The organism is Nocardioides cavernaquae (assembly GCF_003600895.1).
In the GTDB taxonomy this organism is placed as follows: domain Bacteria; phylum Actinomycetota; class Actinomycetes; order Propionibacteriales; family Nocardioidaceae; genus Nocardioides; species Nocardioides cavernaquae.
On sequence record NZ_QYRP01000002.1, the window covers coordinates 187,584 to 200,037 of the forward strand.

The window sequence follows — 12,454 nt, forward strand, 5'->3', positions numbered from 1 at the left end:
AGCCGGGGACGCCCGATCGTGGCGCGCATCACGCCATGCCTGTCGGATCAGGCGTTGGCAGCCTCACGCAGACGCTGGCTGATGACGGCCGAGACACCGTCGCCACGCATCGTCACGCCGTAGAGCGCGTCACCCACCTCCATCGTGCGCTTCTGGTGGGTGATCACCAGCAGCTGGGAGTTCTCGCGCAGCTCTTCGTAGATCTCGAGCAGCCGACCGAGGTTGGTGTCGTCGAGCGCCGCCTCGACCTCGTCGAGGATGTAGAACGGCGACGGGCGGGCCTTGAAGAGCGCGACCAGGAAGGCGACCGCGACCAGCGAGCGCTCGCCACCGGAGAGCAGCGAGAGCCGCTTGACCTTCTTGCCGGGCGGGCGAGCCTCGACCTCGATGCCGGTGGTCAGCATGTTGTCGGGGTCGGTGAGGATCAGCCGACCCTCGCCACCGGGGAACAGCCGGGAGAAGACGTGGTCGAACGCGACGCGGACGTCCTCCCACGCCTCGACGAAGACCTGCTCGACGCGGGCGTCGACCTCCTTGACGATGTCCAGGAGGTCCTTGCGGGTCTTCTTCAGGTCCTCGAGCTGCTCGGTGAGGAACTTGTGGCGCTCCTCCATGGCCGTGAACTCCTCGAGGGCGAGCGGGTTGACCCGGCCCAGCATCGCCAGCGCCCGCTCGGCCGTCTTGAGCCGCTTGGCCTGCTCCTCGCGCACGAACGAAGCGGGCTCGGGGGCCTCCTGCCCGTCTTCCAGCTCGCCCACGAACGGGATCAGGTTCGCCGGTCCGTAGTCGTTGATCAGGCCCTCGGCGTCGAGCCCGAGCTCCTCGAGCGCGCGCTCCTCGAGCTGCTCGATGCGCATGCGCTGCTGGGCGCGGGCCATCTCGTCGCGGTGCACCGAGTTGACCAGCTCGTCGTGCTCGCGACCGAGGTCGCGAAGCGTGGTGCGGATGGCGAGCAGCTCGTGCTCGCGTCCGGAACGGGCCTGCTCGACGGCGGTCCGCGCGTGGGCGGCCAGGTCGATGGAGCGCTCGAGCGCTGCAAGGGCAGCACGCACTCCGACCTGGACGGCCTCTGCGGCCCGACCTTCGCGGAGCAGCCGCTCGCGCCGCTCGGCGGCACGCTGGCGGGTCTCCCGCTCCTGACGGGCCTGGCGGAGCAGCGCGTCGGCGCGGCCGTGCAGTGCACGCGCCCGCTCCTCGGAGGTGCGCAGGGCGAGGCGTGCATCCATCTCGCCCTGACGGGCGGCACGGGCCGCCTCGATCAGCTGCTCGCGGACGCTGGTGTCGGGCTCCTCGTCGGGAGCATCCACCGCGGTCGCGAGCCGGGCCTCGAGCTCGGCCAGGCCCGCGGCGTCGCGGTCGCGCGCCTCCTCGGCCTTGGCGATGGCCTCCGCGATGCGCTCGGCCTCGGCACGTGCCGAACGGGACTGGGAACCGTACTGGCCCAGCTCCTCCGCGACGGCTGCCAGCGTGGCATCGGACTCGTGCAGCTTGGCGAGGGCGACATCCGCGCGCTTCTGCGCGTCGAGGCGCTCCGCCTCGAGCCGCGAGGTCTCGAAGACCAGGCGCTCGGACGCTGCGGTGGCCTCGGCGAGCTGGGCACTGGTGTCGTCGACGGCGGCCTGGATCTCGATCAGGCTGGGCTGCGCGGACGAGCCTCCGGCCGCGAAGTGCGCACCGAGCAGGTCCCCGTCGCGGGTGACCGCGGTGACGTCGGGCAGGCCCTCGACCAGTGCCTTCGCCGCAGCGAGGTCCTGCACGACGGCGATCTTGAAAAGGAGGCGTGCGAGCGCAGGGGTGAGACCGTCGGGGCACTCGACCACGTCGACGGCGTACGCCGCGCCGGACGGCAGGCTCGGCCAGTCGCCACGCGAGACGGCCGGGCCACCGCCGAGCACGATGCCGGCACGGCCCAGGTCGTCGGTCTTGAGGCGGCCGATGGCGCCGATCGCGGCATCGGCGTCAGCAACGGCGATCGCGTCAGCAGCGGATCCGAGGGCGGCAGCCACCGCGGCCTCGTGGCCGGGGCTGACCGTCAGGAGCGCGGCGACGGAGCCGAGCAGCCCGGAGACCGAGTCGGAGGCGGCGAGCAGCGCACCGACGCCGTCCTTGCGGTTGAGACCGATCTCCAGGGCCTCGCGACGGGCAGCCAGCGCGGAGCGCTCGCGCTCCAGCTCGGCTGCCTCGGACTGCATCTTGGCGAGTCGTTCCTCGAGGTCGTCGAGCACGCCCATGGCTGCCTCGTGCTCGGCGTCGAGGCCCTCCTCGCCGGCGTCGAGGCCGGCGACCTTGGTCTCCAGCGCGGTGAAGTCACGCTGGGCGCGCTCGGCCCGGGCGTTGGCGTCCTCACGGGCGAGGGTGAGGCGGCCGACCTCGTCGGCAGCGGCGGCGGCACGCGACTTGAGGGCGTTGACCTGACCGGTGAGCCGGGCCAGGCCCTCACGGCGGTCGGCAGCGGCCCGCTGGAGGCCGGCAATGCGGCGCTCCTCCTCGGCTGCTGCGTCCTCGGCACTCTTGCGCCAGGCGATCGCGTCATCCATGGCCACGCGGTGGCCGTCGACCTCGAGGGAGATGGCCTGCTCCTGGCCACGCGCACGCTCGGCGTCGGCCTCGAGCTGCTCGGGGTCGCGTCCGTTGTGGGTCGTCACCTCGGCCTGGCCAGCAGCGTTGCGCACCCGCTCGGACGCCAGTGACTGCGTGCCACGCAGCCGCTCGCGCAGCCCCGAGAGCGCGAACCAGGTCTCCTGGGCGCGCGACAGTGCGGGCAGGTCCTCACGCAGAGCGGCCTCGAGCGAGGCCTCGACCTCGCGAGCCTGCGCGATCGACGCCTCGACCTCGGCGCGACGCTGCACGAGCACGGTCTCGTCGGCCATCTCCTGCTCGAGCGAGGTGCGAGCGGTCACTAGGTCATCTGCGAGGAGGCGGGCGCGCGCGTCGCGGACGTCGGCCTGGACGGTGGCGGCCCGGCGGGCCACCTCGGCCTGGCGGCCCAGCGGCTTGAGCTGGCGGCGGATCTCGACCAGCAGGTCGTTGAGCCGGTGCAGGTTGGCCTCGGTGGAGTCGAGCTTGCGGAGCGCCTTCTCCTTGCGCTTGCGGTGCTTGAGGACGCCAGCAGCCTCCTCGATGAAGCCGCGCCGCTCCTCCGGAGTGGCCCTCAGGATCTGGTCGAGCTGGCCCTGGCCGACGATGACGTGCATCTCCCGACCGATGCCAGAGTCGCTGAGCAGCTCCTGCACGTCGAGCAGACGACAGGTCTGGCCGTTGATGGCGTACTCCGAGCCACCGTTGCGGAACATCGTCCGCGCGATCGTGACCTCGGCGTACTCGATCGGGAGGGCGCCGTCGGAATTGTCGATGGTCAGCTGGACCTCGGCGCGGCCGAGCGGCGGGCGCCCGGCGGTGCCGGCGAAGATGACGTCCTCCATCTTGCCGCCGCGCAGCGACTTCGCGCCCTGCTCACCCATCACCCACGCCAGCGCGTCGACGACATTGGACTTGCCCGAACCGTTGGGTCCGACGATGCAGGTGATGCCGGGCTCGAGCTGCAGGGTCGTGGAGGACGCGAAGGACTTGAAGCCCTTGAGGGTCAGGCTCTTCAGGTACACGAATCGCAGACTACAACGCAGCGAGCCTGCGCCAGAGCAACCCGAGCGCGGCGAGCGACACGGCCGCCGCGCCCCAGTACGCCGCGGCGACGCCGCCGACGGTCGCCAGCAGGCCACCGGCCACGCATCCGGCGACGATCGAGCTCAGTGCGAGGGCCACCACGGCCGCCGAGACGGCCTCGGAAGCGACCGGCGCGACCCTGGCTCGACGCTCGGCCCGGAGCTGTCCGCTCCACACGACAGCGACGACCCCGAGCAGGGCAACGGCCACGTAGGCCAGCCAGGCGACGGTCGTGAGCGCCAGCGCCGAGTAGCCCACGGCCTCCGCCAGCAGGCCAGCCCTCAGCAGCCGACCCGGAGCGGTCAGACGGGCGATCCTGTCCTCAAGCAGCACACCTGCGAGCCCACCCGCAGCACCGGCGCTGATCAACAGTCCGAAGCCGACCGGCCCCACGCCGAGCTGGTCGGCGGCGTAGAGCACGAGCAGGGACCACCCCGCCGCCCAGGCCGCCTGCGACGCCATCGCGGCCAGCGCAAGCGCGCTCAGCGCAGGGTCGACGGCGATCCGGCGCAGCCCGGTGCGGATCGGGCGACGCGTGCGGGCGCTCCGCCGGCGCCGCCCGGCCGCGCGAGCCGGGCCGGCAAGCACCAGGCCGGACAGCACCCAAGCAGCCAGGACCAGCAGGGAGGCCTGCGCTGCAAACGGAACACCACCGCCGACGGTGAAGAGCAACGCACCGAGCGCGGGACCGAGCAGCTGGGTGCCGAGCATGAAGCCGGCGTCGACCCGGTCGGTGAGGGTGGCCAGGTCGTCCGGCTCGGTGACCAGCATCGCGCCGATCGGCCCTGTGGCGGCATCGACGACAGTCTCGAGCACACCGAGCACGAGCAGCGCGGACAGCAGTCCCCCGACCGAGGCGTGCCCGGTCCCGATCGCGAGCGCCAGCAAGAGCAGCACGCACGCGCGCAGTCCGTTGCCGACGACGACGAGGGTCCGGCGGTGGGCGAGGTCGGCCAGCGCCGCGGCGTACGGTCCGAGGAGGAGGAACGGGACCCGTTGGAGCGCCACGGCCAGCGCGATCGGCAGCGGGGCGTGCGTCACCGACGCGACCGCGAGCGGGCCCGCGGCGAGGGCGACACCGTCGACCACGTGGGTCAGCCAGACCGCCGGCAGCAGCCGGCGCACGCCGTCACCCAGACGCGCGGGGACGACGCGGTCGGCAAGGGCACTCACAAGGAGAGCAGGTTACGCGGGACGAGACGTCCCGGTTGAATCAGCCCCGCCCGTGACGCGGGCGCAGGGAAGGGACGCGAGCACCCGGAGGTGCGCACTGTCAGCGAACCGGCCTCAGGCCGGCTGCATCTCCTCGAGGTCGGCCCAGGAGTTCTCCTGAGCCGCGGCAAGCCGGTCGTTCTCGTCCTGCAAGCGGACGATGAGAGCCTCGAGGTCAAGGACGCGCTCGCGGAGCTGGCGGTTCTCGGCGGCAAGCCGGTTCGCCAGGGGTCGCGAGGGGTCACGCAGGTCGCTGCTCATGTAACCGAGGAGCGCCTTGGCCATGAAAATCCTCCGAACGTGGGAGTGAAATCGCTGGTCCCGACCGTTCGCGGGGCCGTCTTCAAGGGTCGCACTGCGCTGCGCGCGAGTCAATCTGACGTGATCGACACCCCAGCGGCCCCAGAACGCGCCCCGCCCAGCGCCGCGCCCAGCGGCGGGTCAGCGGCGGCGGAGACGATCGCGGAGCGCGAGGAGCTCGGCCTTCTCGTCCTCGCTGAGCGAGTCCTGGCCGTTGGCGTGGATCTTCTCCAGCAGGGCGTTCATCCGCGCCTCGTCGTGCGACTCCCTGGGGCCGGCCGGGAGGCTCGACCCCTCCCACGGCCCGGCGACGACTCGGGGCCCGCGGCTCGACGGGTGCCGGGGCGAGCGCGACGACCGCGGCGGCTTCGGAGCGCGCTTCGGGCGGGAGAGGTGCGGGATGATGTGGTGCTCGGAGAGCATCCCGAGCGAGCGGGCGATGATCGCGCAGATCGCGATGCCGATCAGCAGGTAGAGCGGGTATGCCCAGGAGCGGTACTGCAGCTCGCCGAGGACCGTGACCGCCACCAGCACCAGGCCGAAGACCCAGGCCGGGATGTTGAACATGAACCTGCGGTGTGGCCACTCAGCGATCCAGGCGAGCAGGACCATCATCTCGACCGTGCTCAGCCCGCTGTCCGTAACGACCTGGCCGGTCGACACGTAGAGCAGCACCGAGATGGCCGCGAACACCAGCGTCGCGCCGATGAAGAACTCGAGCAGCCGCTTGCGGCCCAGGAGGTTGTCCTCGAGGTCCTTGCCGAAGTACCAGAAGAAGGCGATGGTCAGGACCGGCCAGAAGCCGATGCCGCCGGGGTAGGCGAACGGCCACGTCACGATGCGCCAGAGCTCGCCATGGGCGATCGCGACCGGGTCCAGGATCAGCTTGCCCGGGATCGGAGTCATCAGCGTCAGCGCGCCGAACAACATGGCGATCGCACTCAGCAGGGCGACACCAACAGCGGTTCCCACCTCGAGCGTGCCGATGTGGAACCAGGGGTCGTGGGGTGCCCCACCCGAGGGGCTGAGCCGGAAGCGTCGTCGCACGCTGGCATCGTACGGGGTCCGTGGACGGCTCCGGCCCGAACTTCACCGGCTCGTGCGGGGCGGCTTCTGACAGACCGGGCAGAAGTACGACGAACGGTTCATGAAGGACGTACGCCGCATGGAGGTGCCGCACCGGCGGCACGGCTCATCCTCGCGGCCGTAGGCGTTGAGCGACCGCTCGAAGTAGCCGGACTGCCCGTTGACGTTGACGTACAGCGCATCGAACGAGGTGCCGCCCTGAGCGAGGGCCTCCGTCATCACGTCGTGGGCGTGCGCCGCGAGCTCCCGCACCTGGGTGGCGGCCAGCCGCTCCCCCGGCCGCTCGCCGTGCAGACCCGCTCGCCACAGCGCCTCGTCGGCATAGATGTTGCCGACGCCGCTGACGAGGTTCTGGTCCAGCAGGAGCCGCTTGATCGCCGAGGTGCGCTTGCGGACGCGCCGCACGAACTCGTCGCGGTCGAACTCCGGGTCGAGCAGGTCACGTGCGATGTGCGCGATCTCGTCGGGCAGCTCGGCTCCGCCGGGCGAGAAGGAGAGCCCGCCGAACATCCGCTGGTCGACGAACCGGAGCTCGCTGCCGTCCTCGAGGACGAAGCGCACCCGCAGGTGCTTCTCGTCAGGCGCACCGACGGGCTGCACCAGCATCTGCCCGGACATCCCCAGGTGGCCGAGCAGCGCGTCAGCATCGACTCTGTCGGCACCAGTTTCGGGAACTTCCTCAGCCGCCCCGGCACTCACGGACGCGGCGGACGCCGGGGACAGGGGGAGCCAGAGGTACTTGCCGCGGCGACGTGCCGCGGTGAACGTGCGGCCGATCAGCGAGGCAGCAAACCCGGAAGCCCCGGCCGGGTCGCGGCGTACCGGGCGCTCGTGGAGCACGTCGACGCGCGTGATCAGACGGTCGAGCGCGTGCGACTCCAGTCCGCGGCGTACGACTTCAACCTCGGGCAGTTCGGGCACGTGCAGATCCTAGGTGCAGGACTTCGCGCGCGATTCGGTCGGTTGTCGTGTCGTGCACCGCACAACAAGTGCCCGATTCACCGGCTGGCCGGTGAAACTGCCACAGCGCAGGCCGTCAGTTGTTGATGGACTCGGTGGTGGCGGCGAGCTCGGCATCGCCGTCGCCGTCAACCGGCGTCGCGGCGATCTCGCGGTACGCCGTCTCGGCAGCCTGCTGCTCGGCTTCCTTCTTGGAGCGGCCCTCGCCGTGGCCGTAGAGCTGGTTGCCGACGCGGACCTGCGCGGTGAAGGTGCGCATGTGGTCGGGCCCCGCGCCCTGGATGACGTACTCGGGGACACCGAGGGAGCGCTCTGCGGAGAGCTCCTGGAGCGAGGTCTTCCAGTCCAGACCGGCACCGAGGCCGGCAGCGGCCTCCATGAGCGGGTCGAACAGAAGGTGGATCAGGGTGCCGGCAACCTCGAAGCCGCCGGAGAGGTAAACCGCTCCGATGACAGCCTCGACGGTGTCGGAGAGGATCGACGCCTTGTCGCGGCCGCCGGTGCTCTCCTCGCCCTTGCCGAGCTTGATGTGCTCGCCGAGACCGATGGTGCGGGCGACCTCGGCCAGCGCTCGCGCGTTGACGACGGCCGCCCGCAGCTTGGCCAGCCGGCCCTCGGAGAGGTCCGGGTGGGTGCGGTACAGCGATTCGGTGACCACGATGCCGAGCACCGAGTCGCCCAGGAACTCCAGGCGCTCGTTGGTCGGCAGACCGCCGTTCTCGTAGGCGAACGATCGGTGCGTCATGGCGCGCTCGAGCAGCTCAGGATCCAGGATCGGATCGCCGAGAGCTTCCCGCAGCTCGCCGTAGGTGGTCAGGGGTGAACCTTGTGGTTCAGAGGACCTGGCGGCGGTCGGCCTTGGCGCCGTACTGGCCGCACTCGCCGCACGCACGGTGCGGGAGGTGCTTGGCACCGCAGGCGGGGTTGGCGCAGGTCGTCAGGGTCGGCACAACGGCCTTCCACGCCGAACGGCGGTGACGGGTGTTGCTCCGCGACATCTTCCGCTTCGGGACAGCCACTGTTTTCTCCTCAAGCTCATGATCCAGGCCGCTCGGCCCGGGTCATTCATTGGTCATTCAGTCGGTGGTGGTGCTGGTGTCCTGCTGGTCCTGCAAGTTTGCGAGACCGGCCCAGCGCGGGTCGATCGGCGCCTCGTGCGTGTGGTCCGGATCATCCGCGAGCCGCACACCACACTCGATGCACAGACCGGGACAGTCGTCCTGGCACAGGGGCTGGAACGGCAGTGCGAGCACCACCGCATCACGCAAACTCGGCTCGAGGTCGAGCAGGTCCCCCGCCATGCGGTGGACATCCTCTTCCTCGTCAACGGGCTCGTGTCCCTCGTCGCTGTAGACGAAGAGCTCCTGGAACGTCGCCTCGACCTCGTCGTGGATCGGCTCCAGGCAACGACCGCACTCGCCCTCCAGGTCGGCAAACGCAGACCCGGTGACCAGCACGCCCTCCATGACCGCTTCCAGCCGGAGATCGAGTTCGATCTCCGAGCCTTCCGGGACACCGAGGAGCTCGATGCCAAGATCTGCCGGCGCCGGAACGATCCGCGTGATTTCCCGCTGGGACCCCGGGCGGCGGCCGAGCTCGTAAGTGTCGAGCACGAGCGGCGCCCTCGGGTCCAGGTGGTCAGTCATCGTCTTCTCATCCGGGGCAGAACAGAACGAACGGAGTTTACCTGTCCGCGGGGCTCGTCAGCAAAACGGGTGCTCCGCCCTCCCGCTCGATCGTCAGGCATTGAGCACGGTGTACGCCGAAACTGCGAAGGCGATGGCGGAGAAGACCGTGAAGCTGCGGACCAGACGCTTGCCGTCGACCGCGAGCACCACGGTGAGCAGGAATAGCGGGGTGAGGGCGAGCGCATAGCGAGGCGTCGGGGCCGGGAAGTACCACCCGGACATCGCCGCCTGCACCTCGACGACCCACGGCCAGGCGATGCCACCCACCGCCGCCAACGCAGCGACGACGAACGCCGGCGACCACCGACTACGGAGCGCGAGGACCGCACCGATCGCGGCCAGGACGATCAGGCCCCAGACCCGCACCATCAACGTGCTGCCGAGGTTGTCGAGGGCCGGAGGCATCAGACGGACATCGGACCCGAACGGGACCGGGAAGCGGAACGACGGCCCGAACACCTCGTCAATCGGGAGGCCCGAGACGGCGACGGTGTTGGCGCCAGCCACCGGGTTGGTCCACGCAGAGTCGCCGCGCCCCGACTGGAACACCTCCCAGCCGAGGTGCACGACCGCGAAGCTCACGAGGATGACCACGGCGACGCCACCGAGGCGTACGGCGTCGCGGCGGTCCGTGCGCACCGCACGGAGGGCCAGGACCAGACAGGCGAAGGCGACCAGCAGGAACGGAAGGCCCGACATGACCTTGGTGGCCGTCGCGGCGGTCGCCAGGACGGCCGGAAGCACGAGACCGCGCCGGCCGTCGACCAGGACCCGGGCCAGGAGGAACATGGCCAGCGCCCCACAGAGGACGGCGGGAGCGTCATTGGTGACCGTGGCGTCGGCGTAGAAGACCATCGGCAACGAGATCATGAGCAGCGCACCGAGCAGGGAGGTCCACCAGCCCACGCCGAAACGCCGCATCGCGAGGTAGAGCACGACCACTGCTGCCGCCAGCCAGAGGACGCCTGTGAGGCGCGCAAACGTCATGAACCGGTAGTCGGCCGTCACCGTGTCGCCGATCCGCGCGACGACGCCGGTCACCGCGTAGTACACCGGCGGGTGCGCGAAGTTGAAGTTCTCACCGCGCGCGACCGTGAAGGGCGGCGAGGGGTCTCCGCAGCGGCCGATCTTGGGGAAGTGCTGGTCCGGCATCATCGCGAAACCGCGGCACGCGGCCTCGGCGCGGACCTGCGGAGCGAGCTTGCTTCCGGCGCTCGGGACCTCGCCGTGCGCTACACGGAAGGCATAGTCGGAGTGGGTCAGCTCGTCGTAGAGGGAGAAGCCCTTCACCTGGAGTGCGGTGAAACCGGCAAAGAATGCCGAGAAGAGCGTCGCCAGCAGGACCACGGCAACGAGGCGGCCGAGAGGCTCTTTCCTGGCGGTGGGCGTCGCGGAGGAGTCAGCCATGGCGCGTAGCCTAGGCGACAGCCCAGGAAGGACGGTCCTGTGCCGCACCGTGACGCGCTCCCGGTTTCTGCTCCGTTAGTGTGACGCCGAATTGCTAGCGATCGAGGAGCTCATGCCCAGCGCACTTGTCACCGGTATCACCGGCCAGGACGGTCCCTACCTCGCCGAACTCCTGCTCTCCAAGGGATACGACGTCTACGGCCTCATGCGCGGGCAGAACAACCCCAAGCGCGCCATGGTCGAACGCGAACTCCCCGACGTCAAGATCCTCACCGGCGACCTCACCGACCAGTCCAGCCTCATGCGCGCACTCAACGACAGCAACCCCACCGAGGTCTACAACCTCGGCGCCATCTCCTTCGTGGCCTACTCCTGGGAAAACGCCAAAGTCACCTCCGACGTCACCGGACTCGGCGTCCTCAACCTCCTCGAAGCCGTCCGCCTCCACGCCGGCAACGACCCCGCCTCCGTCAAGTTCTACCAAGCCTCCAGCTCCGAGATGTTCGGCAAGGTCCAGCAGGTCCCCCAGTCCGAGGAAACCCTCCTGTGGCCCCGCTCCCCCTACGGCGTCGCCAAGGTCTACGGCCACTACATGACCATCAACTACCGCGAGTCCTACGGCATGCACGCCTCCTCCGGCATCCTGTTCAACCACGAATCCCCCCGCCGCGGCCCCGAATTCGTCACCCGCAAAGTCACCCAGGCCGTCGCCCGCATCAAACTCGGCCTCCAACACGAAATCGTCATGGGCAACCTCGACGCCCAACGCGACTGGGGCTACGCCGGCGACTACGTCGAAGCCATGTGGCTCATGCTCCAACAACCCCACGGCGACGACTACGTCGTATCCACCGACGAAACCCACACCATCCGCGAACTCCTCGACCTCGCCTTCAACCAGGTCGGCATCAACGACTGGGAACGCTACGTCCGCCAAGACCCCCGCTTCATGCGCCCCGCCGAAGTCGACCTCCTCATCGGCGACTCCACCAAAGCCCGCACCACCCTCGGCTGGACACCCAAGGTCAACTTCCCCGAACTCGTCGCCATGATGGTCGACTCCGACCTGGCCGAGCAGAAGAAGCTCGCCGGCCTCTGAGATGCCTCTACAGCTGTCGGGCGCAACCTCAGGAAGGAACGGTCTCCGTGCGCGGACGTGAGCCCTCGGCTTCGGCGGAAGCCGGCTCGCCGAGCCGGGTCCGCGCGGTCCTCGGAGCGGTGATCATGGCCGCCGTGGTGGCAGGAGCCGTCCTGGCACTCGTGCGCCAGCGCGACGAGTTGAGCGCGTCCATCGCGGAGATCGGTCTCGTGCCCGTCGCCGCGAGCCTCGCCCTCGGCGTACTCGGCATCGCTTTCACCTTCTTCGAGTGGCGCGCGACGCTTGCCGGACTCGGGGTCCGGATTCCGTTGCGCACCGGCGCTCGCGTGTACTTCCTGAGCCAGCTGGGCAAGTACCTTCCCGGGTCCGTCTGGCCGATCGTCCTCCAGATGGAGGCCGGGCGGCGTTTCGGCGCCACGCGGCGCACGATGCTGGCCGCCAACCTCCTCGCACTGCTGATCGGGGTGACCGTCGGGCTCCTGCTGGCGTGTGCCCTCCTGCCCTTCGCTGCTCCCGGCACCCTCGGACAGCTCTGGTGGACGGCCCTTGCGGTGCCATTCCTCCTCCTGCTGATCGCCCCGCCCGTGATCCCGTTCCTGCTGCGCCTGCTCCCGGGGCAGCTCGGTTCAGGCACCCTCGACCAGCCTCTCCCGCTCGGCAGCACCGTTCGCGCTGCCCTCTGGGGAGCCGGCTCCTTCGTCTGTCTGGGAGCACACGTCGCTGTCCTCGTCGGCGCGCTCACCGGATGGGACAGCCACACGCTGCCGCTGTCGGTCGGCGCCATCTCCCTCGCGATTTGCGTAGGAGTCCTGGCCATCCCCGTCCCCGCGGGAGTCGGCGTCCGCGACGGCGTACTCGTGCTCGTGCTGGCCAGCGTCCTGGACGGCACCGATCTGCTCCTCGTCGCGGTCGCCTCGCGAGTGGTGCTCCTCGTCGTGGATCTGCTGCTCGCGGGATTCGGATCGTTCCTGCCGAGAAACCCGCCGGCGCCGCGCCACCCCGCGTGACTGCACGCTAACGTTGCCGGGCGACGTCCGCC

At 70.1% G+C, this 12,454-nt stretch carries 11 protein-coding genes; 2 read left to right on the forward strand and 9 right to left on the reverse strand.

Going from position 1 to position 12,454, the window contains the following annotated elements:
* Positions 1 to 47: 47 nt before the first annotated feature.
* From smc to D4739_RS01030, 9 genes are all read right to left on the reverse strand, one after another.
* On the reverse strand, positions 48 to 3,602 hold the full coding sequence (smc, locus tag D4739_RS00990) for a chromosome segregation protein SMC (RefSeq protein ID WP_120058862.1): 3,555 nt from the start codon (positions 3,600 to 3,602) through the stop codon (positions 48 to 50).
* A gap of 10 nt (positions 3,603 to 3,612) precedes the next feature.
* Positions 3,613 to 4,836, reverse strand: a complete 1,224-nt coding sequence (locus tag D4739_RS00995) for an MFS transporter (protein WP_120058863.1) — start codon at positions 4,834 to 4,836, stop codon at positions 3,613 to 3,615.
* Between the two features lie 114 nt (positions 4,837 to 4,950).
* Positions 4,951 to 5,160 carry a hypothetical protein gene (locus tag D4739_RS01000; protein WP_120058864.1) on the reverse strand — a complete coding sequence of 70 codons (210 nt, stop codon included), beginning with the start codon at positions 5,158 to 5,160 and terminating at the stop codon, positions 4,951 to 4,953.
* Positions 5,161 to 5,316: 156 nt separating this feature from the next.
* A complete protein-coding gene (locus tag D4739_RS01005; protein WP_120058865.1) occupies positions 5,317 to 6,222 on the reverse strand; it encodes a rhomboid family protein in 906 nt (301 codons plus the stop codon).
* Positions 6,223 to 6,264: 42 nt separating this feature from the next.
* Complete coding sequence (mutM, locus tag D4739_RS01010) at positions 6,265 to 7,182, reverse strand: bifunctional DNA-formamidopyrimidine glycosylase/DNA-(apurinic or apyrimidinic site) lyase (RefSeq protein WP_120058866.1); 918 nt, start codon at positions 7,180 to 7,182, stop codon at positions 6,265 to 6,267.
* A gap of 115 nt (positions 7,183 to 7,297) precedes the next feature.
* The gene (gene rnc / locus D4739_RS01015; protein ID WP_476638906.1) at positions 7,298 to 7,966 is read right to left on the reverse strand and encodes a ribonuclease III; all 669 of its coding nucleotides are present in this window, start codon (positions 7,964 to 7,966) and stop codon (positions 7,298 to 7,300) included.
* Between the two features lie 88 nt (positions 7,967 to 8,054).
* On the reverse strand, positions 8,055 to 8,240 hold the full coding sequence (gene rpmF / locus D4739_RS01020) for a 50S ribosomal protein L32 (protein WP_120058867.1): 186 nt from the start codon (positions 8,238 to 8,240) through the stop codon (positions 8,055 to 8,057).
* 57 nt (positions 8,241 to 8,297) lie between these two features.
* On the reverse strand, positions 8,298 to 8,867 hold the full coding sequence (locus D4739_RS01025) for a YceD family protein (RefSeq protein ID WP_120058868.1): 570 nt from the start codon (positions 8,865 to 8,867) through the stop codon (positions 8,298 to 8,300).
* Positions 8,868 to 8,960: 93 nt separating this feature from the next.
* Complete coding sequence (locus D4739_RS01030; RefSeq protein ID WP_120058869.1) at positions 8,961 to 10,316, reverse strand: ArnT family glycosyltransferase; 1,356 nt, start codon at positions 10,314 to 10,316, stop codon at positions 8,961 to 8,963.
* Positions 10,317 to 10,428: 112 nt separating this feature from the next.
* Between D4739_RS01030 and D4739_RS01035 the strand changes: the two genes are divergently transcribed.
* Entirely contained in the window at positions 10,429 to 11,415 is a 987-nt protein-coding gene (locus D4739_RS01035; RefSeq protein WP_120058870.1) for a GDP-mannose 4,6-dehydratase, read from the forward strand.
* A 47-nt stretch (positions 11,416 to 11,462) separates the two neighbouring features.
* The gene (locus D4739_RS01040) at positions 11,463 to 12,422 is read left to right on the forward strand and encodes a lysylphosphatidylglycerol synthase domain-containing protein (RefSeq protein ID WP_120058871.1); all 960 of its coding nucleotides are present in this window, start codon (positions 11,463 to 11,465) and stop codon (positions 12,420 to 12,422) included.
* The last annotated feature ends 32 nt before the right edge of the window (positions 12,423 to 12,454 follow it).

Bases quoted from the DNA above. Each gene is read 5' to 3' on its own strand.
- rnc (WP_476638906.1), bottom strand. From the start codon at position 7,966: ATGACGCACCGATCGTTCGCCTACGAGAACGGCGGTCTGCCGACCAAC.
- D4739_RS01025 (WP_120058868.1), bottom strand. From the start codon at position 8,867: ATGACTGACCACCTGGACCCGAGGGCGCCGCTCGTGCTCGACACTTAC.
- D4739_RS01030 (WP_120058869.1), bottom strand. From the start codon at position 10,316: ATGGCTGACTCCTCCGCGACGCCCACCGCCAGGAAAGAGCCTCTCGGC.
- D4739_RS01000 (WP_120058864.1), bottom strand. From the start codon at position 5,160: ATGGCCAAGGCGCTCCTCGGTTACATGAGCAGCGACCTGCGTGACCCC.
- D4739_RS01035 (WP_120058870.1), top strand. From the start codon at position 10,429: ATGCCCAGCGCACTTGTCACCGGTATCACCGGCCAGGACGGTCCCTAC.